The sequence below is a fragment of the Streptosporangiales bacterium genome (assembly GCA_009379825.1).
In the GTDB taxonomy this organism is placed as follows: Bacteria; Actinomycetota; Actinomycetes; order Streptosporangiales; family WHST01; genus WHST01.
Genome location: WHTA01000084.1, coordinates 1 through 22,455, shown reverse-complemented (window position 1 = coordinate 22,455; position 22,455 = coordinate 1). Strand labels below are relative to the sequence as shown.

Below are 22,455 nucleotides of genomic sequence, written 5' to 3'. Positions count from 1 at the left end.
TCCGCCATCGACGGCGGCATCAACATCAGCTGCTCACGATCACACACCGCGAAGTTGTAAGCCACGCACCGATTCTTCCGACCGCCACGGACCACGGGCGCCCACGAAACGCGGATCCAGAGCCTGATTCGTGCGACAGCCCGCGGGGCAACGATTTCCCCGCACTGCTCGATGTTCGCTGCCCGCGCCGGCGCGGCTGTGCGAGCGACGGAGCCCGGTCCCACTCCGCCACGGAAAGGACGGCCGATGCCCCTCACCGAAGATCCGGAGGACGCGGCGTTCTCCAGCTGCTACCTCGGCGTCGACGTCGGCGGCACCTTCACCGACCTGCTGTTCTACGACGACGACGGTGAGATGCACTGCGTGAAGGTGCCGAGCACGAAGCAGCAGCCGGCGAACTCCACGCTGAACGGCATCGCGGAGCTGAAGGCGCGTCCGGGCGCGGCCATCGCCGGGTGGAGCACCATGCACCACACCCACTCCAGCACGGTGGCCACCAACGCGGTCATCGAACGCACCGGCGCGGTCGTGGGAATGCTCGTCACCAAGGGGATGCGGGACGTGCTGACGCTCGGCCGGTTCGCGCTGCCGCACCCGATGCGCTTCGACTCGCGGCGCGTCGCACCGCTGATCCGCAGGGGAGCGACCCGCGAGGTGCGGGAACGCATGACGGTCACCGGTGACGTGCTCCAGCCGCTGCACGAGGACGACGTGGTCGACGCTGCGGCGGAGCTCGCCGCGCAGGGCGTCCAGACGATCGTGGTCTGCTTCCTGCACAGCTACCGGAACCCGGCGCACGAGGAGCGGGCCGCCGCACTGGTCACCGAGCGTTTCCCCGAGCTTTCCGTGCAGACGTCCAGTGCGGTGTGGCCGCAGGCCCGTGAGTACGAGCGGGCGACGTTGGCGTCGATGAACGCGTTCGTGCAGCCGACGGTGGCGAAGTACGCCGGTGACCTGATCGACGGCGTGCGCGAGCTCGGCATCACCACCGCGCCGCGGATCGCGCGCTCCAACGGCGGCGTCGAGCTGCTCAGTACGCTCAGGCACCGCCCGGTCGCGGCGTTGCTCTCCGGTCCGGCAGCGGGGGTCACCGGCGCTGCGCTTGCGGCGGCGGAGACGGGATGGGCGGACGCCGACCTGCTCACCGTCGACATGGGCGGCACCAGCGCCGACATCGGCGTCATCCGTGCCGGCCAGCCGGTGCTCAGCAGCGAGGAGCACATCGCGGAGTTCCCTTTGCTGCTGCCGTCCATCGCCGTGTCGGCGATCGGAGCCGGTGGCGGGTCCATCATCTGGCGGCAGAACGACACCCTGAAGGTGGGGCCACGCAGCGTCGGTGCCGATCCAGGACCGGCCTGCTACGGCAACCCGGACGCGACGCACGCCGCGCTCACCGACGCCTTCCTCGTCGCCGGCCTGCTCGGCGCGGGTCAGCAGCTCGCCGGCCGGCTGCCGTTGCAGGCGGAACCCGCGGCGTCGGCGCTGGCCCAGCTGGGTGCAGGCACCGCGGCGGAGACCGCAGACAGCGCGATCAGGATCGCGATCTCCATGATGGCGGCCGAGTCGATGAACGTACTGTCGAAGCGCGGCATCGACGCCGACGAGTTCCGCCTCGTCGCGTACGGCGGGGCCGGTCCGCTCGTCGCCGCGCTGCTCGCCGACGAGATCCGCATCCGGTCGGTGCTCATCCCACACACGCCAGGCGCATTGAGCGCCTTCGGCGCGGCGCAGAGCAACCTGGAAGGCGACCTGCTCGAGCCCGTCTACCAGACGACCGACGAGCTGTCGCGCGACGCGCTCGCGACCCACGTCGCCGCGCTGAAGCAGCAGATCGACGCCTGGATCGCCACGCAGAACAGCGAGCTGAAGCTGCCGGAGATCGTCGTGCAGTTCTCCGCAGAGATGCGCTACGACGGCCAGGGCTACGACGTCAGCGTGCCGGTGTTCGCCGAGTGGCTGGAGGAGGCGGACATCCCCGCGATCCTCGACGCGTTCCACACCGCGCACGAGACCGCGTACGGGCACTCGAGCAAGGACGCCGCGGCGTGGCTGAACGAGCTGCGGGCGCACGTGATCGGCGTCATCCCCAAGGTGGAGAGCAAGCCGTCGGCGGTCGAAGGCACGTCGCAGCCGCAGGGGCATCGTGACGTGCGGCTCGGTGGCCGGGAGTTCAGCGCCGCCGTCTACCAACGCCCGGATCTCGCGGCGGACACCACGACCGACGGGCCGGCCATCATCGACCAGATGGACACCACCACGTTCGTCCCCGGGGGCTGGACAGCGCACGTCCACAGCTCGCTGAACATCACGCTGAACCGACAGAAGTGAGGGTGTGCTGATGTCCACCACCAAGACGACCGATGCGACGACCGTCGAAGTGCTGGCGAACCTCTACCGCGCCGTCGTCGACGAGATGGCCTGGGTGCTGCTGCGCTCCTCACACACCACGTTCGTCAAGGAGACGCAGGACTTCTCCACCGGCCTGCTCACGCCTGAGGGCGAGATGTTCGCGGCCCCGTACGCGATGGGCGCGACGCCGCTCGTCGGCATCCCGATGGCCGCGGGGACCACGGCGTTCGACGACTGGGCGGAAGGCGACGTGGCGATCGCCAGCGACCCGTACCTCACCGGCGGGATGGTGATGCATCTCAACGACCTCTACGTCTTCCGGCCGGTGTTCGTCGACGGCGAGCTGTTGTGCTTCGCGTGGGCGTTCATCCACTGCACCGACGTCGGTGCGCAGTGCCGGGCAGCATCCACATGAGGAACCACGAGATCTTCCAGGAGGGCATCCGGCTGCGGCCGACCAAGCTCGTACGCCAGGGCGAGCTCAACGAGGACGTCTGGAACATCTTCGCCGACAACAGCAGGATCCCCGAGCTCAACTGGGGCGACATCTCCGCCATGCTCTCCGCGCTGAAGGTCGGTGACCGCAGGATCCACGGCCTGATCGAGCGACACGGCCTGGATGCCGTGCAGGAGTCGATGTACCGGACGCTCGACAACACCGAGGCGCTCACCCGGCAGGTGCTGGCCGAGATCCCGGTAGGCAGCTACTCGTTCACCGAGTACTTCGAGGACGACTACGTCAGCGACCTGCCGGTGCGCATCCAGGTGGAGCTGACCGTACGCGACGACGGCACGGTGGGCCTCGACTTCAGCGGCTCCGACCCGCAGGTGCGGGCCGCCATCAACCTCCCGACGGGCGGCAACCGGCACCACCCGTTCCTCTGCCTGGGGCTGGTCAACTTCGTGGTCACCCACGGGCACGGTCTGCACTACAACGGCGGCATCCACCGCTGCATCGACCTCACCATGCCCGAGCACTCGGTGGTGAACTCCTCGTACCCGGCGGCCTGCGGTATGCGCTTCTCGACCGCGTGCCGGATCCAGGAGGCCGTGCTCGGCGCGCTGAACAAGGCGGTTCCGCAACTCGTGCCTGCGGGCGGGGCGGACCAGAGCGTCATCACCTACATCTCCACATCGGAGCTGGGCAAGCCAGGACGAGTGGTGGTGGCCAACCCGGTGCAAGGCGGCAGCGGCGGCGGCATGAACCTCGACGGGGAGTCGGCCGTCAACCTGGCGGCGGCGTTCCTGCGGAGCGTGCCCGTCGAGGTGCTCGAGGCGGAGTGCCCGGTCACCGTGCATGCATTGCGGTTGCGTCCGGACAGCGAGGGCGCTGGCCGTCTGCGCGGCGGCTTCGGTCTCGAGTACGCGTTGCAGGTGCACCACCCGGACGCGGTCTTCGTGATGCGCGGCCAGGATCGGCACCGGTTCAGCGGTTTCGGCGCCGACGGCGGCCAGGCGGGTACCACGGCGAAGTGCACGGTCGCCGTCGAGGACGGTTCCCTCCTCGACATCGGCAAGGACTCCGTCTACGGTCCGGGCCCTGCCGACGTCATCCACTTCGTCTCCGGCGGCGGTGGCGGTCAGGGGCCGGCCGTCGACCGGGAGCCGCAGTCCGTCGCGGACGACTTCTTCGACGGTCTGGTCAGCGCCGAGCGCGCGAGGGACGCCTACGGCGTGGTCGTGGACCAGGCAGGGGACGTCGATACGGCGGCGACCGCCGCCGCGCGCGCCGGGATGGACGCCCGCCACGGACAGTTCGACTACGGACCCGGCCGCACCGGCTGGGAGGCCAGGTACGGCGACGTGGCCGACCGGGTGGCCGAGTGGCTGCCACGACTGCATCCGTCCGTCCGCCGGTGGGCGCAGGCGAGCATCTACGCCCACCTGGACGCAACCGCCGACACCGTCACGGGGAAGGAGATCGACGCGGCGATCGCCGCCGTGGAACGCGGCCTGCAAGCCTTCGGCCCGCCAGGGTCGACGGAGTCGCTGTACTTGCCGAACACCGCCGACTGACAGGCGGGTCGGAACCACGGGGATCCATATTCCAACGGACATCGGGACCAGCGATGCAAACTGACCAACCGATCGAACCCCGCCCAGACCTGTCAGTGCCCGCACCTGTCTATCGCCGCGTGCTCGGCTCGGCCCTGATCGGCAACCTCGTCGAGTGGTACGACAACGCCGTCTACGGGGTGTTGGCCGCGATCATGGCGGTGCACTACTCCCCTCGGAAGACCAGACGGTCGCCCTGATCGCCGCGTTCTCCGGTTACGCCGTCGGCTACCTCGTCCGCCCGATCGCCGGCACGATCATCGGCCGGTTCGCCGACACCTGGGGGAGGCGGAACACGCTGATCCTCACCATCGCCGGCATGTCGCTCGGCACCGCGGGTATCGGCTTCCTCCCCACGTACGCGCAGATCGGTGTCGCGGCCACCATCCTGCTCGTGCTCATGCGGGTGGTGCAGAGCATCGGCGCCAGCGCCGAGTACACGACGACGGCGGCCTTCCTGCTGGAACACCAACCGGACAACAGGAAGAACCGGTTGGGCGGCTACACCGCCGTGGGTGCGTTCGCCGGCTTCGGCCTCGCCGGTCTGGTGGCCGCGGCGCTGGCCACCATGATGAGCGAGGAGACGTTCCACGCCTGGGGCTGGCGGGTGGCGTTCCTGATCGCCTTGCCGCTGGCGGGGATCGGGCTCTACATGCGGAAGCGGTTGGAGGACACCCCGGAGTTCCAGTGGGTGAAGGAGAAGCAGGCGGAGCTCAACGTCGAGCAGAAGCCGTTCAGCTACGCGGTGCGGACGCAGTGGAAGGCCATGCTGCTCATGTTCGTGCTCGGCGCGGGGAACCGTGGCTCGACGTTCGTGCTCAGCGTGTACCTCGTGCCGGCGTTGATCCTGAAGGGTTTCTCCGACGTCGGGTCGTACTCGATGCTGGCGTTCGGGAACCTGGCGGTGTGCCCGGTGCTGGTGCTGGCCGGGATCATCGCCGACCGAATCCACGAGCGCAACATGCTGATCCTCGGTTACGCGTTCACGGCCGCGAGCATCGTGCCCATCTTCATGTTGGTGGGCAGCGGGCAGGCCGGGCTGGCGTACGTCGCGCTCGCGCTCTACGCGGTCGGTCTCGGCGCCACCATGGGACCGTTGACCACCATGTTCGTGTCGGTGTTCCCGCCGGACGTGCGAGGCACGGCGAGTGGCCTGACGTACAACGTGGTGACGACGGCGATCGGCTCGACCGCGCCGATCGTGGGGGTGTGGCTGACGTCGAGGTTCGGCGACCTCGCGGTCTCGTACTACCTCGCGTTCCTCTCCGTGCTCTCGCTCGTCGCGGTGCTCTTGGCCAGGCGCTTCATCAGCTCGGCGAAGATCAGGCACAGCCTCTCCGAGACCGGTGAGCTGGCGGCGCGGCTGTGACGGCGTCCGGGCGGCCGCGGGTGGCCGTCGTCGGCATGGGCACCGTGGGCAGCCAGGCCATGTGGCGGCTGGCTGCCCGCGGTGCCGAGGTCGTGGGCTTCGACCGGTTCGCGCCGGGGCACGACCGCAGCGGCGCCGGCGGCGACACCCGGATCTTCCGGTTCGCTGCGTCCGAGGGCGCGGAGTACGTACCGCTGCTGCGGCACGCCGACGCGCTGTGGCGGCAGCTCGAGCGCGAGTCGGGTCGACAGCTGCGCGACCTCACCGGGTGCCTGCTCGTCGGGCAGGCGGAGGACCCGACGCTCCCGCAGTCGGGCGCCGACCTCGAGGAGCTGTCCGCCGGCAAGGTGGCCGCGCGGTTCCCCGGTTACCGGCTCGCGCCGGACGAGCGGGCGGTGTTCGACCGCGGTGGCGGGTGCATCCACGCGCCGCTCGCCGTCGTCGCTGCTGCACTGCGCGCGGAGCAGCTCGGCGCCCGGCTGCACCGCTACACCACGGTGACCGAAGTGCGTGCGTGCGACGACGGCGTGGACATCGTGACGGACGGCGGGGTGCAGCGCTTCGACCGCGCTGTGGTCGCCGCGGGTGCCTGGGTTGGTCAGCTCTTCCCCGAGCTCGGCCTGCCGGTGGACGTGCGGCGCAACCTCAGCTTCTGGCACCCGTGGCAGCCGCCCGTCCGCGACGCCGCGGCGCTGCCGGCGCTGATCCGTGCCTCGTCGCCGGGCTTCTACGGGGTGCCGTCGCCCGACGGGCTGACCATGAAGCTCGGCCTCACCGCGGAGCTGCACAGGTCCGTCGACGACCCGAACCGGCTGGACCGGGCGGTGGCTCCGGAGGAGCTCGACGACTTCAGGCGCGTGATCCGCGCCCACCTGCCCGGGCTGCACGAGGAGCCGACCAGGCTCGGTGCGTACATGGAGGCGTACTCGGCGGACCGGCACCCGTTGGTCGGCAGCATGTCCGGCGTACCGAACGTGGTGTTCCTCGCGGCGTTCTCCGGGCACGGCTTCAAGATCTCGCCCGCCATCGGCGACGCGGCCGCCGACCTGGCGCTGACCGACGGCACCGCGCTGCCGGTGGCGTTCCTGGCCGCCGACCGCAGCATGGCGTGCTGAGATGGCCGGCTCAGAACGACGGCGGCGAGTTCACGCAGATCACCGTCACAGGTACGTCGCCGACGTTCTTCCACCAGTGCGGCAGCGACGACTGGAACGTGACGGTGTCCCCGGGCTCGAGCACGTAGGACTCGTGCGCGACGTGGACCTCGAACCTGCCGGTCAGGACGTGCACCGTGTCCTCACCCTTGTGCTGGAACGGCCGGGCGCTGCCGTCGAAGCCGACCGGCACCTCGCAGTGCATCATCGCCAGGTCGCGTTGCAGGTTGGGGGAGAGCAGCTCGTAGACGAGTCCCTCGTACGGGATCACCAGTCGCTTGCGGTCGTCGTTGCGTACGATCGCGCACTGGTCCGGCCGCAACGCACCGCCCTCCGTGTCGCCGTGGCCGTAGCCGGCGGACGGCACCTGGTGGAACAGGTCGCTGAGCCTGATGTCGAGGGTCGCCGCGATCTTCTGCAGGGTGAGCAGCGACGGGTTGCCGCTGCCGCGTTCGAACTTGCTGAGCAGCCCCTCGCTGATGCCCGACTGGGCGGAGAACGCCTTGAGCGACAGCCCCCGATCGCGCCGTGCGTCGCGGAGCAGTTGGCCGAGCATCGCGGTGTCGGCGGTGGCGGCGTCGACCGGTGACGGTTCGTCGGCGCTTTCCGGGGCGGATGTCCACGTCGTCGAGTGACTCAAGATCCGATCCCTCACTTTGTTGCAGCGTTGCTCACTATAATGCACACTATAGCTGATGGAGGTCTGCCGTGAGTGATCTGGGTACTCGACCGATGCTCTTCAGTCCGTACACCCTGCGCGGCGTGACGTTCCCGAACCGGATCGTCATCGCACCGATGCAGATGTACATGAGCGGCCCCGACGGGGTGGCGACCGACTGGCACTTTCAGCACCTGTCGAAGTACGCGGTCGGCGGCGCGGGCACCGTGATGACGGAGGCGCTGATCGTCGACCCCGTCGGCCGCAACACGTACGGCGACTGCGGCATCTGGTCCGACGAGCACGTGCCGCCGTTGCGGCGGATCGCCGACCTCCTGCACCAGCAGGGTGCAGTGGCGGCCGCGCAGCTGCACCACGCCGGCCCGAAGTCGGCGCGGCAGCGGCCGTGGGAGGGCCTCGGCCCGCTCGGCGACGCGGAGGCGGCGAAGGGTGAGCCGCCGTGGCAGCCGGTCAGCTCGACCGACGGCCGCACCATCGACGGCTGGCACCAGCCGCGCGCCATGACCGTCGCGGAGATCCAAGAGCTGGTGACCAAGTACGCCGACGGGGCCAGGCGGGTCGATGCCGCGGGCTTCGACGTGCTGGACATCCACGCGGCGCACGGGTACCTCATCCACTCCTTCCTCTCGCCGGTGGCGAACCACCGCACCGACGCGTACGGCGGCGACCGCGAGGGCCGGATGCGGCTGGCGCTCGAGATCGCCGAGGCGGTCCGGGCCGTGTGGCCGGCGGACAAGCCGATCTTCTTCCGCATCTCGTGCGTCGACTGGCGCCGCGATCTGGACGACCGCACCGACGGCTGGACGATCGACGACAGCTGCGTGCTCGCTGGCGAGCTGCAGCGGCGCGGGGTCGACCTGATCGACTGCTTGTCCGGCGGCATCAGGGCGGAGAACTCGATGATGGACTTCGCGAAGAAGCGGCAGCAGATGCGCCGCGGGCACCAGGTGCCGTACGCGGAAGAGATCAGGAACCGCACCGACATCCCGACCATGGCCGTCGGCGTGATCCTCGACGGCCCGCAGGCCGAGGCGATCCTGCGGGCGGGTCGGGCGGATCTCGTTGCCATCGGGCGCGAGGCGCTCACCGACCCGCACTGGGCGGTGCACGCGGCGCAGGCGCTCGGCGCCGACCCGGAGTGGGGGATGTGGCCGCCGTCGTACGGGTGGTGGTTGAAGATGCGGGAGCGCGTCGGCGTCGCCGACTGAAGCGTGTGGCCGATGCCGGTGGTTCGCCGGCCGGTCGGCCGGCGAACCACCACGGCGTCGGGTCCACCGCTGGTCCGCGGCGAGGTCTGTCAGCTCGCCACGGTGGACGGGCGGGACCGCACACGTGTTTTGGGCACGGCGTCGTGTGCGGCCCCGCGTCTTGCTCCAGCAGCCGGTCGCCGAGGCGGCTGCTAGAAGTTGTTGCGGATCGGGACGAACGGCGGGGTGCTGGTGAGGCAGCGCAGGCATGGCCACTTCCCGCCACACCGTGAGCACTTGCCGTCGATCTCGCGCGGTGTCTCGGACTCGGGCGCGCGGTCCTCGCCGTCACCCGTAGTGCGACCGTCTCCTCGTTCCTGAGTCCCCACGATCGCCGTCCTCTCGCCGCCGCCTGCGTCCCCGGTCCGCGCCGGCGGGTACCCGTAGACCCCTCGACTACGGGTCCCCGCCAGCTCGTCGCTGGGTTCTGGTGATGGGACGGGGATGGCGCGCGATCATGACGCGGGTTCGCGGAGAAATTTTTGGCGACCGCGGCCCTCGGTGGCGAGGTTGTTACTCTGCACGGTGTGGCCATTGATCCTGACGCACCTTCGCTCGACGAGCTGGAGAGCACGTTGCGCGACGTCGAAGCCGTGCTCGACATCGAGGAGATGAAGCGCACCGCTCGCGATCTGGAGGATCAGGCGGCGGCTCCCGGCCTGTGGGACGACCCGGAGCAGGCGCAGCGGGTCACCAGCAAGCTCTCCTACCTCCAGGGAGAGATCAAGAAGCTCGCCGCACTGCGCGAGCGGATCGACGACCTGCGGGTGCTGTTCGAGCTGGCGTCGGCCGAGGACGACGCCGCGACGCTCGCCGAGGCGGAGCAGGAGCTGCGGGCGCTCGGCACGCGGGTCGGCGAGCTCGAGGTGCGCACCCTGCTGTCCGGCCCGTACGACGAGCGCGGCGCGCTGGTCACGGTCAACGCGCAGGCCGGTGGCGTGGACGCCGCGGACTGGACCGAGATGGTGCTCCGCATGTACACGCGCTGGGCCGAGCGCAAGGGCTGCCCGGTCGACGTGTACGACACTTCGTACGCAGAAGGTGCCGGGCTGAAGTCCGCCACGTTCACCGTGAACGCTCCGTTCGCGTACGGGACGTTGCGAGGCGAGCACGGAACGCATCGACTGGTGCGGATCTCGCCGTTCGACAGCCAGAACCGGCGGCAGACCTCGTTCGCCGGTGTGGACGTGGCGCCGGTCGTCGAGATGACCGACCACATCGACGTCCCCGACGACGAGCTACGGATCGACGTCTACCGGTCGTCGGGCCCCGGTGGACAGAGCGTGAACACCACCGACTCCGCCGTACGCATCACGCACGTGCCGACCGGAATCGTCGTGAGCTGTCAGAACGAGCGGTCGCAGCTGCAGAACCGGGCCAGGGCGATGGACGTGCTCAAGGCCAAGCTGCTCGAGCGGCAGCAGCAGGAGGAGGCCGCCACCATCGCCGGCCTGCGCGGCGAGGCGACCACCAGCTGGGGTACGCAGATCCGCAACTACGTGCTGCACCCGTACCAGATGGTGAAGGACCTGCGTACCGAGGTGGAGACGTCGAACACCGACGGTGTGCTCGACGGTGACCTGGACGCGTTCATCGAGGCCGAGATCCGCTGGCGCCGGCAGCAGGAGACCGCGGCCGCCCAGTCCTGAAAGGGCTGAGGCTAGGCGAAGCTGCGGACCAGGCCGAAGACCAGCCCGAACAGGGCGAGTGCGGCCAGCAGCACGTAGACGAGGGCGGTGTTCCTCGAGCTCTCCCGCAGCTCGGTGCGGGACTCCCGGCAGCTGGGGCAGCGTCCTTCGATGACTCGGCCAGCACAGTTCGCACAGATCAACTGATCGAGGCCCACGGTGCTGCCTTTCGCTCGTCCCCCTTGGCTAGCCGCGTCGGGACTCGCCTGAGGTCCCCCTCCTGCAACAATGCCCTACCGCGGCCTAGACTTCCATGGTGCCACCCACCCGCCCCGAGTGGGTACCGAGGAGAAATCCTGGTCATGGCCGTGACCCGAGCTTTCGGCCCGGTACGGGACCCCGCCTCCGACGAGATCCGGACATACCCCCTAAACTGCGAGTCGTGATGCAATTGTGATCAGTTTCGAAGACGTGTCCAAGGTGTACGCCACCCAACAGCGCCCCGCCCTGCAGAACGTGTCGGTCGAGGTGGCGAAGGGCGAATTCATCTTCCTGGTCGGCGCCTCCGGCTCGGGGAAGTCGACGTTCCTGCGGCTCGTGCTACGCGAAGAGCGGCCGAGCGGGGGCGACATCCACGTCGCCGGCAAGGAGCTCAACCGCCTGTCCAGCTGGAAGGTGCCACAGCTGCGCCGCCAGATCGGCTGCGTGTTCCAGGACTTCCGGCTGCTCCCGAACAAGACCGTCTGGGAGAACGTGGCGTTCGCGCTCGAGGTGCTCGGCAAGAACAAGAAGCTCATCAAGCGCTGGGTCCCCGAGACGCTGGAGCTGGTGGGGCTGGACGGCAAGGCCGACCGGCTGCCCGACGCCCTCTCCGGTGGTGAGCAGCAGCGCGTCGGTATCGCGCGCGCGTTCGTCAACCGGCCGATGATCCTGCTGGCCGACGAGCCGACGGGAAACCTGGACCCTGCGACCAGCATCGGCATCATGAAGATCCTGGACCGGATCAACCGCACTGGCACGACCGTAGTGATGGCGACGCACGACGCGGCGATCGTCGACTCGATGCGCAAGCGGGTCGTCGAGCTCGAGCTCGGCAAGGTCGTCCGTGACCAGTCCCGTGGCGTATACGGCTACTCGAGCTGACCTGACGAAGCGGCGAGCGCGCCAGAATCGGCGCTTTCACCGCGCTTTTACGACGAGGACACCATGCGACTGAGTTTCATCCTCTCCGAGATGTGGATCGGCCTGCGGCGCAACCTCACCATGAGTCTTGGTGTGTTGGTTACGACCGCGGTGGCCCTGACCCTGCTGGGTGTCGGCCTGTTCGCCTGGGCGCAAGTGGGCGCCATGAAGGAGTACTGGTACGACAAGGTCGAGGTCAGCGTCTTCCTCTGCGGCGAGGAGACCAAGCTGCCGGCGTGCGACCAGTCTGGTCCGATGACCGCCGAGCAGATGAGCCGGCTGAAGTCCACCCTCCAGGGCATGCCGGAAGTACAGAAGGTCTACTACGAGAGCGAGGAAGCCGCGTACCAGCGGTTCAAGCAGCAGTTCAAGGAGTCTCCTTCGCTCACCGAGCACGCCCGTAAGGGCGACATCCCGGCCTCCTTCCGGGTGAAGCTGAAGGACCCGCAGAAGTACGAGTACGTGACCGAAGCGGTGAAGGGGCGGCCAGGCGTCGCCTCGGTGGCCGACTTCAAGACCGTGCTCGGCCGGTTCTTCGCCGTGTTGAACGCGTTGCGCAACGGCGCGTTGATCCTGGCGGCCTGCGGGATGCTCGCCGCGGTCCTGCTGATCGGCAACACGATCAGGCTCGCCGCGTTCTCCCGGCGCAGGGAGACCGGCATCATGCGCCTGGTCGGTGCGTCCAACTTCGCCATCCAGATGCCGTTCCTGCTCGAAGGAGCCGTCACCGGCTTGCTCGGTGGCATGGTGGCGTCGAGTGCGGTCTACTCGCTGAAGGTGTTCGTGGACGTACGGGTGAAACCGGAGTTCATGAACTTCGCGTTCCTCAGTTGGCAGAGCGTGCACCTGATCGTGGCGCTGCTGTTGCTCACCGGCATGCTGTTGTCGATGCTCGCGTCGTTCTTCACCATTCGAAGATATCTGCGGGTCTAGGGCGTGCCCTGATGGTCAAGGAGAAGGGCCGCAAGCTCGTCGCGCAGAACCGGAAGGCCAGGTACGACTACCACGTGGTGGACACGTACGAGGCCGGCATGGTGCTGACCGGCACGGAGGTGAAGTCGCTGCGGCAGGGGCGTGCGTCCCTGGTCGACGGCTTCGCCACCGTGCGCGACGGCGAGGTCTGGCTGCAGAACGTGCACATCCCCGAGTACACCGAGGGCACCTGGACCAACCACGAGCCCCGCAGGGCACGCAAGCTGCTGCTCAACAGGCACGAGATCGACAAGCTCGCCGGCACCGTCAAGGACGCCGGGGTGACGATCGTCCCGCTGTCGCTGTACTTCAAGGACGGCAAGGCGAAGATCGAGATCGGCCTGGCGCGCGGCAAGCGCGCGTACGACAAGCGGAAGGCCATCGCAGAACGCGACGCGAACCGCGAGATGCAACGTGCGGAGCGGGTGCGCAACCGCGGTGCAAAGTAGGATGCCGCGCGACACCGTGCGCCGCCTGTGCGCGGCCACGCTCGTCGGCGCCCTGCTCGCGACCCTTCTGGTGGCGTGCGGTGAGTCGGACGCCGAACGCACCGCGCGGTCGTTCCTCAGCGCGTGGCAGCGCGGCGAAGGGCAGGCGGCGGGCCGTCTCACCGATGCGGCGCCCAAGGAGGTCGCGAAGCGTCTCGACGGCGCGTTCGACGACCTGCAGGCGGGCCGGCCGCGGTTGCGCCTCGGCGACGTCACCGAGGGCGACTCGGGCGAAGCGACGGCGACCTTCCGGGCCACCATGCGACTGCAGACGCTGGGCGTCGAGTGGTCGTACCGGGGACGGCTCGCGCTGCGGGAGGTGGACGGTCGCTGGCGGGTGGTGTGGGCGCCGACCGTGATCCATCCGCAGCTCAAGCAGAAGTGGCGGCTGTGGCTGGCGAGGCAGTTCCCTTCCCGTGCGCCGATCTATGACGCCGGCGGCGGTCGGCTGATGCTCAACCGCAGCGTCGTCGTGGTGGGTGTGGTGCCCGCCGCGATGAAGAACGAGGCGCGCACCCTTCGCATCCTCGAGCGCGAGATCGGCATCGACGCCGAACAGAACGCCGAGCTGATCGAGAAGTCGCCGCGCGAGAACTTCGTGCCGCTGATCACGTTGCGCAGTACGGACTACGAGGCGGCGAAGAAGGACATCCACGACCTGCCAGGCGTCCAGTTCCGCACGGAACACCGGCCGCTGGCGAAGACCCGGGGCTACGCGCGGCAGCTGCTAGGCACCGTGGGTCCGGTGACGGCGGAGCGGCTGAAGGAGCTCGGCTCGCCGTACACGTCGGCGGACAACGTCGGCAGTGCCGGCCTGCAGGCCGAGTACGAACGCCGCCTCGCCGGTGTGCCGAAGGGCTGGGTGCAGGTCGTCGACGACCGCGGCGTGAAACGCAAGACGCTCGCCACCTTCGCCGGCCGCGGCGGCCACGCCGTACGTACCAGCATCGACGAGTCCGTGCAGGACGCCGCGGAACGCGCGCTCGACACGACGAGCAAACCGGCGGCGCTCGTCGCGGTGCGGCCGTCGTCCGGCAAGGTGCTCGCCGTCGCCAACCGCCCGGTCGACGACTCGTTCAACCGCGCGCTTGTGGGGCAGTACCCGCCGGGCTCGACGTTCAAGGCGGTGACGACCGCGGCCCTGCTCGACAACACGTCGCTGCGGCCGCAGACCACCGTGCCGTGCCCGCCGACGATCACCGAGGGCGGCAAGCAGTTCCGCAACTTCGAGGGCGAGGCGGCCGGCTCACCGAGCTTCCGCGAGGACTTCGCCATCTCGTGCAACACCGCGTTCATCCGGCTGGCCAGGAAGCTGTCCGGTGCCGAACTGCGCGACGCCGCACGTACGTTCGGGTTCGGCGCCGAGTACTCGCTCGGCGTGCCGAGCTACTCCGGCCAGATGCCGAAGCCGCGCGACGCGACGGAGCACGCAGCCGCGTCGATCGGCCAGGGCCGCGTCCTCGCCAGCCCGCTGACCATGGCCACGGTCGCCGCCGCGGCACGCAGCGGCACCTGGCGCCCGCCCGTGCTGGTCACCAAGCCGGATCCCGGTGAGCAGGACAAGCCGCGCCGGCTCGACCCGCAGGACGCGCGCACCCTGCGCTCGCTGATGCGCGGCGTGGTGACGGACGGGACGGCTAACGGGCTCGCCGGCATGTCCGGCGTGGCGGGCAAGACGGGCACCGCCGAGTACGGGTCAGAAGACCCGCCACGTACCCATGCCTGGTTCATCGGCTACCGCGGCGACCTCGCGTTCGCCGTCCTGGTCGAGGACGGCGGCGTCGGCGGCCGCGCGGCCGTGCCGATCGCGAAGACGTTCCTACGTCACAACTGATCGTGTTGGTCAGATTGCGGCATGTCAGACACTTGCGGCGCCCTCGGACGCCAATGCCTAGAGTGACAGGCGTTGGCTAGAAGACCTGGCGTTGGGGCGTTGTCGCTCAGGTGACCAATAACGGGGCTACTGTCGTAGCCCGGTGACGCTACTGGCCGGGCGGAATCGACAGGAGACATCGCGATGCCCCGTCCTCCGCAGATCCTCGCTACCAGCGGTGGCCTCCAGGCTCGCCCGGGTGTCCGGTTCCTGGACCGCTCCGGTCTGATCAACGAGGCGCTGCGGCTGTCCGAAGTGCGGACACCGAAGATCTGCGGCATCTTCACCGCGGTGGGCGATGACACGGGCATGATCGCGCGTTGGCACGACGCGGTCGGCGCGAGCGCGGACGTGCACACCAGCCACCTGACGGTCTTCGACATGCCGAACCACAAGGACTACCGCAAACACCTGCTCGCCCAGGACGTCATCTGGGTCTGCGGCGGCTCCACGGCGAACCTGCTCGCGCTGTGGCGGGTGCACCACCTCGACGAGATCCTGCGCGAGTGCTGGGAGGCCGGCGTCGTGCTGACCGGTGTCAGCGCGGGCTCCCTGTGCTGGCACTCAGGCGGCACGACCGACTCGTTCGGCCTCGACCTGGAGCCGATCACCAACTGCCTCGGTTTCCTGCCGTACTCGAACTGCCCGCACTACGACGCCGAGGCGCAGCGTCGCCCGCTGTACCACCGGCTGGTCGCCGAAGGCACGCTGAAGCCCGGGTACGCGACGGACAACGGCGTCGGCCTGCACTACGTCGGCACCGAGCTGGTCGACGTAGTGGCCGAAGTACCCGACGCCAGCGCCTACCACGTCGAACCCGACGCAACCGGTGTAGCCAAGGAAACCCAGCTCGACGCACGCCTGGTGCGCTAACCCGCCCCGGTCCCGCCGCCCGCGCGGTGGTTGCTCTCGTAACGGCAGGTAGCTGACTCTTGACGCCCGGGCAACGTGCATGCATCCTCTCTACATCCAAAATATATCGGGGGTACGGCGGTGAGGGATCCGGTGACGAAGTCCGACCAGGCGTACCAGGCGCTGCGTCGCGGCATCGTCGTCGGTGAAATCCGGGCGAACGCGCCGCTGGACGAGGCGGACCTGATGCGGCGTTTCGACACGGGGCGTACGCCGATCAGGGAAGCACTCAAGCGGCTGGCTCTCGAGCAGTTCGTGGTCTGGCCGCCGCGGCGTACGGCCTACGTCCGCGAGGTCGGGCCGTTCGAGATGGGCCGGCTGTACGAGTCCAGGCTCGTGCTCGAGGAGCCGGTCTCGCGCCTGGCCGCGGAACGCATCACCGACGCCGAGCTCGCCGAGCTCGACGGGATGTGCGCCGAACTGGAACGCGCCGCGGAAGCCGGTGAGGTCTACGAGGCCGTGGAGCTCGACCACAGGCTCCACCTGGCGATCGCGCACGGCTCGGACAACAGGTTCCTCGCCGAAGCAGTTGGCAATCTCAACTGTGGCTCGCTACGGCTGTGGTACGTAGCGCACAAGGTGCTCGGGCTCGAGGGTGTCCCCGATGACCACCGTCGCATCGTCGAGTCGCTGCGCAGCCGTGATCCGGAGCGCGCCGCGGCCGAGGCACGCCGCCATGTCTTCGTCTCCCAAGAACGTCAACTCCGACTCCAGGCCCTGAAGCCAGAGCAGGCACCGTCGACTGCCCTCTGATCGACCGCCGCAGCCCCCGTCCTCCCCATAGGAGAGATCCATGCGACTCCGTCCTCGTGTCATGGCCGCGCTCGCCGCGCTGGCCCTCCCGCTCACTGCCTGCGGATCATCCGATGGCGCCACCGACTCCGCTACGGAAGGCGAGGTGACCGTGATCGGGTACGCCGCGATCTTCCAGGACAAGTACCAGAAGGCGGTGATCGAGCCGTTCCAGGAGAAGTACCCCAACATCAAGGTCACCTTCCGGCCGGCGCAGAGCTCGGCGGAGATGCTCGCGACGCTGCGTTCGGAGAAGTCCAGCCCGACCAACGACGTCGCGATCATGGACACGTCGGTGGCCGCGACCGGCAACTCCGAGGGGGTCTTCGAGAAGCTCGACCCGAAGGCGGTGCCGAACATGAAGGACGTCACCGCGCAGGGTCGCACACCGGGCAACTTCGGGCCCGCCGTCACGTACGACAACCTGGTGCTGCTCTACGACACGAAGAAGGTGAAGAAGGCCCCGACGAGCTGGGAAGCGCTGTGGGACCCGGCGTACAAGGGGAAGATCGCGATCCCGGCCGCGCCCGACATCCAGGGGCATGCGCTGGCGATGATCACCTGCAAGATGGAGGGCGCGGACTACCGCAAGTCCATCGACCCGGCGGTGAAGCGGCTGTCCGACCTCAGCGGCTCGGTGCAGACGTGGGAGCCGCAGCCGGACTCGTACTCCCTCATCACGCAGGGATCGGCGACGATGGCCATCGGGTGGAACGCACGCGGCCAGGTCTACCAGGACACCTCGAAGGGCAAGCTCGGCGTGGCCATCCCGGACGAGGGCAGCGTCTTCCAGGTCAACACCATCAACCTGACGAAGAACAGCGAACACCCGAAGGCTGCGCAGACCTTCATGAACTACGCCTTGGGCAAGGAAGCGCAGAAGTCGTTCAGCGAGACCATGTTCTACGCGCCCACCAACGGCAAGTGAAGATCTCGGCGGAAGCGGCCGAGCGTACGGCGACCAGTCCCGACCGGCAGAAGCAGATGCTCGACGTGGACTGGAACTGGGTCAGCAAGCGCAGTGATGCCTGGACCGAGCAGTGGCGTCGCGACATCATCGGAGGCTGAGATGGCGACTGCGGTAACGGACGCGGAAGCGGAGCGGCCACCGGCCAGTGGTGCGCAGCTCTCCCTGCACGACCTGGTCAAGACCTACCCGGGCCAGACGGAGCCGGCGGTCGACCACGTGAACCTGTCCATCGAGCCGGGCAAGTTGCTGGCCCTGCTCGGGCCGTCCGGGTGCGGCAAGACCACGACGCTGCGCATGGTGGCCGGGCTGATCGATCCCACCGCGGGACGGATCGAGGTGGGCGGTGTCGACCTGACCCACACGCCCGCACACCGCCGCGGCATGGGCATGGTGTTCCAGTCGTACGCCCTGTTCCCGCATCTGGACGTGGCGCGCAACGTCGCGTTCGGGCTGGAGATGCGCAAGGTGGGCAGGGAGGAACGGCAGCGCAAGGTGGAGGCGGCGCTCGAGCAGGTGCAGCTGCGCCACCTCGCGCGGCGCAAGATCACCGCGTTGTCCGGCGGCCAGCAGCAGCGGGTCGCGCTCGCGCGCGCACTCGTGGTCGAGCCGACGGTGCTGCTGCTCGACGAGCCGTTGAGCAACCTGGACGCGAAGCTGCGTGAGCAGATGCGGGCGGAGATCCGCGACATCCAGCAACGCACCGGCATCACCACCGTCTTCGTCACCCACGACCAGGACGAGGCGCTGTCGATCGCGGACGTCGTCGCGGTCATCTCGCAGGGTCGCGTGGAGCAGGTCGGTACGCCCGAGGAGATCTACGAGCGGCCGGCGAGCAAATTCGTCGCCGACTTCATCGGCCGGGCGAACCTGCTGCCCGGCCACGTCGTCGACTGCCAGTCCGGCCGCGCGACCGTCGACGTGGACGGTCTCGGTTCGCAGCCGGTGACCGCACCGCACCCGGCGGAGGGCGAGGTCACCGTCCTGGTGCGTCCGCACCGGGTCACCGTGGCGGAGGAGGAAGCCGGCGGCCTGCAGGGCACGGTCGTCGCGCGCAGCTACACCGGTGACATGGTCTCGACCACCGTCGACGTCGACGGGCACCGGCTGGTCGCCGAGACGCTCACCGGTGAGGGCACGGTGTTCCCGCCGGGGGAGAAGGTCACGGTGAGTTGGCGGCCAGAGGACGCTCTCGTCCTGCCGTCTTGAGCAGTCAGCCCGACAAGCACGTACCAGGAGAAGGAGCCGCCCCCGTGGCATTGGTCATCAATCGCAGCGCACCGCAGTTGCCGGCAGGTCTCGCCGAGGCCGTCGCCGAGGTCGACGTACCGACGTTCGGCCACTTCCTCGAAGCCGGGTTCCCCGATCCGGCGATCCGCCGGCTCGCCGGGTCAGGGCGCATGGTCGGCCGGGCGGTGACGGTGCGGATCACGGCGACCGACTCGACGCTGGTGCACCAGGTGACGTCCATGGTCGGGCCGGGCGACGTGGTCGTCGTGGACACCGGTGGCGATGGCAGGCACGCACCCGTCGGCGGCGTCGTCGGGCACGCGCTCGCCACCGCGGGCGCGGTCGGTGTCGTGATCGACGGCGTCTGCACAGACGTCGGCACGTTGCGCGAGCTCGGCCTGAGCGTGTACGCGCGCGGCACCTCCGCGCTCACCACGAAGCTGCACGGTATCGACGCCGGCGGCATCAACGTGCCGATCACCTGTGGCGGATCGCCGGTAGAGCCCGGCTATCTGGTCAGCGGCGACGACAACGGCGTGCTGCTCGCCGCGCCCGCCGACGTGGCTGCCGTGCTCGACCGCGCCGCGGCCTCCGACGCCGCGGAGCCCGGCACCTTGGCCAAGCTGCACGCCGGCGCGACGCTGCTGGAGCTCACCGCGGCGAGGCGGCTGCTCAGCGGCCTGGGTGTCGAGTTGGCCGAGGAGACTTGATGACGACGGCCGATGCCCACTCTCCACCGGAGCCGGCCAAGGGCGGCATCGCGCGTCGCTCCGCCCGCCGGTTGGGCACGGCATTGCTGTTGCCCGGGCTGCTCGCGCTCTTCCTGACCTTCGTGCTGCCGCTGTTGTGGTTGGTACGGATGTCGTTGAACCGTGGGCAGTCCGGCGGGGCGATCATCGAGACCGTGACGCTGCACTCGTACACGAGGGTCGTCACGGATGGCTTCTTCTGGGAGGTCATCTGGAACACCATCAAGCTCGGCCTGCTCGTCACGGTGCTCGCGCTGATCGTCTCGTACCCGATCGCGCTGTTCCTCAGCCGCACCACGTCGCGCTGGCGCGGGGTGCTGATCGCGCTGGCGATCGCACCGCTGCTGACGTCGGCGGTGGTGCGGACGTACGGCTGGATGGTGATCCTGACCGACCAGGGGGTGATCAACGGTGGGCTGCAGAGCCTCGGCCTGATCGACACCCCGCTGCGGCTGACCAACAACTTCGGCGGCGCGGTCGTCGCGTTGGTGGAGATCCTCATGCCGTACGCCATCCTGGCGATGCTCGCCGGGTTCGGCCGGGTGGACGCCGAGCTGGAGAACGCGGCCGGATCGCTGGGTGCGAACCGGTTCCGGGTGTTCTGGCGGGTGACCCTGCCGCTCAGCCTGCCCGGGGTGCTCACCGCGGGACTTTTGGTCTTCGTGCTGTGCATCTCGTCGTTCGTCACGCCGCGACTGGTCGGCGGTGGCCGGCTGTTCGTGCTCGCGACGGAGATCTACAACCAGGCGACGATGACGTTGAACTGGCCGGTCGCCGCCGCGTTGTCCGTCCTGTTGCTCGCGCTCTTCGGCGCGATCATCGCGTGCTACCAGCGCGCCGTCCGCGCATTGGAGACGTAGGCCGATGAGATCACGTCCGGCAAGCTACGCGTGGCGCGCGCTGATCACCGTGCTGTACCTGTTCCTGCTCGCGCCGATCATCGTGGTGCTCGTCATCTCCTTCGACAGCCAGCCGTACCTGCGCTTCCCGCCGCAGGGCTTCTCGCTGCAGTGGTACGCCGACCTCGCGAGCAACACGGCGTTCCTCACCGGGTTCCGGGTGTCCGCGATCGTCGGGGTGGCGGTGGCGGTGCTCGCCACGGTGGTGGGCGTGCCTGCGGCGATCGCGTTGTACCGGCACAGGTTCCGCGGCAGCGGTGCCGTCACCGGTCTGTTCATCGCGCCGCTGATGGTGCCCGCCATCACGCTGGGTCTCGCGCTGATGCTGGTGCTGACCCCGCTCGGCCTCACCGGCACGTACCCGGGTCTGATGCTCGCACACCTCGGCATCACCGTGCCGTACGTGGTGCGGACGACGATGATGAGCCTGATGACCGCGGACACGTCATGCGAGGAGGCAGCCCGCATCCTCGGCGCTGGCCCGGTGACGACGTTCTTCCGGGTCACCCTGCCGCTGGTGCGTCCCGGGGTGCTCGCGGGTGCGGTCATCGCGTTCCTGATCTCCTTCGACGAGGCGGTGATCTCGCTGTTCGTCGTCGGCTCGGGCACCACCACGCTCCCGGTCGAGATCTTCCGCTACGTGCAGTACCGCACCGACCCGCAGGTGGCTGCGCTCTCCGTGGTGCTGATCGCGATCTCCGTCGCGTTGGTGGTCATCGTCGAGCGCGCCGTGGGACTGCGCCGGGCACTGCGCTGAGCGGCGGTGCTCAGGCGGCGCTGAGCTGGCTGTTGTTCTCGACCACGGACGGGTTTTGCGCCCGCTTCGCGAGCTTCGCCAGCGTGGGTACGGTCAGCAGGATGCTGCCGATCGCCGCCCACACGATCAGCACCGCAAGCGGTCCGCCCATCGCGTTGCCGTCGAAGAAGGCGACGCTGCGCAGCAGGTTGCCGCCCGTGCCTAGCGGTAGCAGCTGGCCGAGCCAGGCGAACCACTGCGGCAGCATCTCCGGCGACGCCATCCCGGACGCCGGGTTGCCGAGCAGTACGAACAGCAGGCCGGCGATGCCGATACCGGCCCGGCCGGCCACCGTGGCGAGGCCGGCGACCGCGGTGGCGATGGCGAAGGTCACCAGGGCGAGCACGCCCGCGTTCGCGACCCAGTCCCCGTCCAGGCCCTCCAGCCACCACTGGACGACGGCCACCACGGCCACGCCGGAGACGGCGGACGAGACGAGCATGCCGAGCAGCCGGTCCCGCAGCGACCTGGTGAGGTAGAAGGCGAGCGCGCCGGTGGCGAGCCCGGCCAGCATCAGGGGGAACACGGCGATGCCGAGCAGCGTGCCGCGCGGGTCGCCCTCGGCGGTCGGCACCACGTCGACGGTCCTTACTTGTGCCCGCAGCTGCGGCGGCACGCTCTCGGTGACGCTCTGGGTGAGCATGGACGCCACCATCGGGCTGGCCGCGGAGGCGGTGAGCACGGTCGGCGCGCCGGCCTCGGAGACCACGATGGCCCCGTAGATGTCGCGCTCCTCGATCGCGTCCCGTGCCGCGTCCGTGCTGCGGTACAGGTGCACCTCGAAGGCGCCGGACTGGCTGGCCAGCCGCTCGGTGAGCTGCGCGGTGGCGGGCGGCTGCCCGACCACGCCGATCGGCAGGTCCCGCGGTTCGAGCCGTGCGTTCGGCCAGGTGAACGCGGTCACGGCGAGCGTCACCAGCAGGGGGACCAGGATCACCAGTCCACCCCAGGTCAGCAGCGTCCGGCGTCGAGCTCTAGGGCGTGTCTCGTAATTGATCGGGTTGTTGGCTGGGATCGTGGTGGTGTGTCGCGTTTCCAGTTGCTCTCGGATGGTCAGTGGGCGTTGATCGAGGGGTTTCTGCCGGGTCCGACCGGCCGGAAAGGGCGCCCGTTC

At 69.2% G+C, this 22,455-nt stretch carries 22 protein-coding genes; 19 read left to right on the top strand and 3 right to left on the bottom strand.

The window, feature by feature from the left end:
* The first annotated feature begins 171 nt into the window (after positions 1–171).
* The 5 genes from GEV07_26365 to GEV07_26345 all read left to right on the top strand — a co-directional run bounded on the left by GEV07_26365 (position 172) and on the right by GEV07_26345 (position 6,888).
* On the top strand, positions 172–2,328 hold the full coding sequence (locus GEV07_26365) for a hydantoinase/oxoprolinase family protein (protein ID MQA06091.1): 2,157 nt from the start codon (positions 172–174) through the stop codon (positions 2,326–2,328).
* A 10-nt stretch (positions 2,329–2,338) separates the two neighbouring features.
* A complete protein-coding gene (locus tag GEV07_26360; protein MQA06090.1) occupies positions 2,339–2,764 on the top strand; it encodes a hypothetical protein in 426 nt (141 codons plus the stop codon).
* Positions 2,761–4,365, top strand: a complete 1,605-nt coding sequence (locus GEV07_26355) for a hypothetical protein (GenBank protein MQA06089.1) — start codon at positions 2,761–2,763, stop codon at positions 4,363–4,365. Before GEV07_26360 ends, GEV07_26355 begins: the two co-directional genes overlap by 4 nt.
* Before the next feature lie 154 nt (positions 4,366–4,519).
* Positions 4,520–5,773, top strand: a complete 1,254-nt coding sequence (locus tag GEV07_26350; GenBank protein ID MQA06088.1) for an MFS transporter — start codon at positions 4,520–4,522, stop codon at positions 5,771–5,773.
* A gap of 35 nt (positions 5,774–5,808) precedes the next feature.
* On the top strand, positions 5,809–6,888 hold the full coding sequence (locus tag GEV07_26345) for an FAD-dependent oxidoreductase (protein ID MQA06087.1): 1,080 nt from the start codon (positions 5,809–5,811) through the stop codon (positions 6,886–6,888).
* A 10-nt stretch (positions 6,889–6,898) separates the two neighbouring features.
* Here GEV07_26345 and GEV07_26340 read toward each other — a convergent pair whose 3' ends face one another.
* Positions 6,899–7,567 (bottom strand): cupin domain-containing protein, encoded by a 669-nt coding sequence (locus tag GEV07_26340; protein ID MQA06086.1) that lies wholly within the window; start codon positions 7,565–7,567, stop codon positions 6,899–6,901.
* A gap of 92 nt (positions 7,568–7,659) precedes the next feature.
* Here GEV07_26340 and GEV07_26335 point away from each other — a divergent pair, with 92 nt between their 5' ends.
* Positions 7,660–8,814, top strand: a complete 1,155-nt coding sequence (locus GEV07_26335; protein MQA06085.1) for an NADH:flavin oxidoreductase/NADH oxidase — start codon at positions 7,660–7,662, stop codon at positions 8,812–8,814.
* A gap of 572 nt (positions 8,815–9,386) precedes the next feature.
* On the top strand, positions 9,387–10,502 hold the full coding sequence (locus GEV07_26330; protein ID MQA06084.1) for a peptide chain release factor 2: 1,116 nt from the start codon (positions 9,387–9,389) through the stop codon (positions 10,500–10,502).
* Positions 10,503–10,513: 11 nt separating this feature from the next.
* On the opposite strand, the gene GEV07_26325 is transcribed toward GEV07_26330, so the two are convergent.
* Positions 10,514–10,699, bottom strand: a complete 186-nt coding sequence (locus GEV07_26325) for a hypothetical protein (protein MQA06083.1) — start codon at positions 10,697–10,699, stop codon at positions 10,514–10,516.
* 235 nt (positions 10,700–10,934) lie between these two features.
* On the opposite strand from GEV07_26325, the gene ftsE reads away from it, so the two are divergent.
* From ftsE to GEV07_26270, 11 genes are all read left to right on the top strand, one after another.
* Positions 10,935–11,624, top strand: a complete 690-nt coding sequence (gene ftsE / locus GEV07_26320) for a cell division ATP-binding protein FtsE (protein ID MQA06082.1) — start codon at positions 10,935–10,937, stop codon at positions 11,622–11,624.
* Between the two features lie 63 nt (positions 11,625–11,687).
* The gene (locus GEV07_26315) at positions 11,688–12,596 is read left to right on the top strand and encodes an FtsX-like permease family protein (protein ID MQA06081.1); all 909 of its coding nucleotides are present in this window, start codon (positions 11,688–11,690) and stop codon (positions 12,594–12,596) included.
* Positions 12,597–12,607: 11 nt separating this feature from the next.
* Positions 12,608–13,084 carry an SsrA-binding protein SmpB gene (gene smpB, locus GEV07_26310; GenBank protein ID MQA06080.1) on the top strand — a complete coding sequence of 159 codons (477 nt, stop codon included), beginning with the start codon at positions 12,608–12,610 and terminating at the stop codon, positions 13,082–13,084.
* 1 nt (position 13,085) lies between these two features.
* Entirely contained in the window at positions 13,086–14,957 is a 1,872-nt protein-coding gene (locus GEV07_26305; protein ID MQA06079.1) for a penicillin-binding protein, read from the top strand.
* Positions 14,958–15,140: 183 nt separating this feature from the next.
* Positions 15,141–15,869, top strand: coding sequence for a peptidase E (locus GEV07_26300; protein ID MQA06078.1), 729 nt, complete (start codon positions 15,141–15,143; stop codon positions 15,867–15,869).
* Between the two features lie 75 nt (positions 15,870–15,944).
* Complete coding sequence (locus GEV07_26295) at positions 15,945–16,661, top strand: FCD domain-containing protein (GenBank protein MQA06077.1); 717 nt, start codon at positions 15,945–15,947, stop codon at positions 16,659–16,661.
* 40 nt (positions 16,662–16,701) lie between these two features.
* Entirely contained in the window at positions 16,702–17,628 is a 927-nt protein-coding gene (locus GEV07_26290) for an extracellular solute-binding protein (protein MQA06076.1), read from the top strand.
* A gap of 141 nt (positions 17,629–17,769) precedes the next feature.
* Positions 17,770–18,876, top strand: coding sequence for an ATP-binding cassette domain-containing protein (locus tag GEV07_26285; protein ID MQA06075.1), 1,107 nt, complete (start codon positions 17,770–17,772; stop codon positions 18,874–18,876).
* Between the two features lie 44 nt (positions 18,877–18,920).
* Entirely contained in the window at positions 18,921–19,607 is a 687-nt protein-coding gene (locus tag GEV07_26280; protein ID MQA06074.1) for an RraA family protein, read from the top strand.
* Positions 19,607–20,506, top strand: coding sequence for an ABC transporter permease subunit (locus GEV07_26275; protein MQA06073.1), 900 nt, complete (start codon positions 19,607–19,609; stop codon positions 20,504–20,506). The genes GEV07_26280 and GEV07_26275 overlap by 1 nt, the downstream gene beginning before the upstream one ends.
* A gap of 4 nt (positions 20,507–20,510) precedes the next feature.
* Positions 20,511–21,302, top strand: coding sequence for an ABC transporter permease subunit (locus GEV07_26270; GenBank protein MQA06072.1), 792 nt, complete (start codon positions 20,511–20,513; stop codon positions 21,300–21,302).
* Positions 21,303–21,312: 10 nt separating this feature from the next.
* On the opposite strand, the gene GEV07_26265 is transcribed toward GEV07_26270, so the two are convergent.
* On the bottom strand, positions 21,313–22,278 hold the full coding sequence (locus GEV07_26265; GenBank protein ID MQA06071.1) for an ABC transporter permease: 966 nt from the start codon (positions 22,276–22,278) through the stop codon (positions 21,313–21,315).
* 87 nt (positions 22,279–22,365) lie between these two features.
* Between GEV07_26265 and GEV07_26260 the strand changes: the two genes are divergently transcribed.
* Positions 22,366–22,455, top strand: a 90-nt coding sequence (locus tag GEV07_26260; GenBank protein MQA06070.1) for an IS5/IS1182 family transposase, incomplete at its 3' end; no start/stop codon positions are given.

Excerpts from the sequence above, each read along its gene's own strand:
- GEV07_26360 (MQA06090.1), top strand. The coding sequence starts at position 2,339 with ATGTCCACCACCAAGACGACCGATGCGACGACCGTCGAAGTGCTGGCG.
- GEV07_26345 (MQA06087.1), top strand. The coding sequence starts at position 5,809 with ATGGGCACCGTGGGCAGCCAGGCCATGTGGCGGCTGGCTGCCCGCGGT.
- GEV07_26290 (MQA06076.1), top strand. The coding sequence starts at position 16,702 with ATGCGACTCCGTCCTCGTGTCATGGCCGCGCTCGCCGCGCTGGCCCTC.
- GEV07_26300 (MQA06078.1), top strand. The coding sequence starts at position 15,141 with ATGCCCCGTCCTCCGCAGATCCTCGCTACCAGCGGTGGCCTCCAGGCT.
- GEV07_26285 (MQA06075.1), top strand. The coding sequence starts at position 17,770 with ATGGCGACTGCGGTAACGGACGCGGAAGCGGAGCGGCCACCGGCCAGT.
- smpB (MQA06080.1), top strand. The coding sequence starts at position 12,608 with ATGGTCAAGGAGAAGGGCCGCAAGCTCGTCGCGCAGAACCGGAAGGCC.
- GEV07_26355 (MQA06089.1), top strand. The coding sequence starts at position 2,761 with ATGAGGAACCACGAGATCTTCCAGGAGGGCATCCGGCTGCGGCCGACC.
- GEV07_26270 (MQA06072.1), top strand. The coding sequence starts at position 20,511 with ATGAGATCACGTCCGGCAAGCTACGCGTGGCGCGCGCTGATCACCGTG.
- GEV07_26305 (MQA06079.1), top strand. The coding sequence starts at position 13,086 with ATGCCGCGCGACACCGTGCGCCGCCTGTGCGCGGCCACGCTCGTCGGC.
- GEV07_26275 (MQA06073.1), top strand. The coding sequence starts at position 19,607 with ATGACGACGGCCGATGCCCACTCTCCACCGGAGCCGGCCAAGGGCGGC.
- GEV07_26335 (MQA06085.1), top strand. The coding sequence starts at position 7,660 with ATGCTCTTCAGTCCGTACACCCTGCGCGGCGTGACGTTCCCGAACCGG.
- GEV07_26365 (MQA06091.1), top strand. The coding sequence starts at position 172 with ATGTTCGCTGCCCGCGCCGGCGCGGCTGTGCGAGCGACGGAGCCCGGT.
- GEV07_26315 (MQA06081.1), top strand. The coding sequence starts at position 11,688 with ATGCGACTGAGTTTCATCCTCTCCGAGATGTGGATCGGCCTGCGGCGC.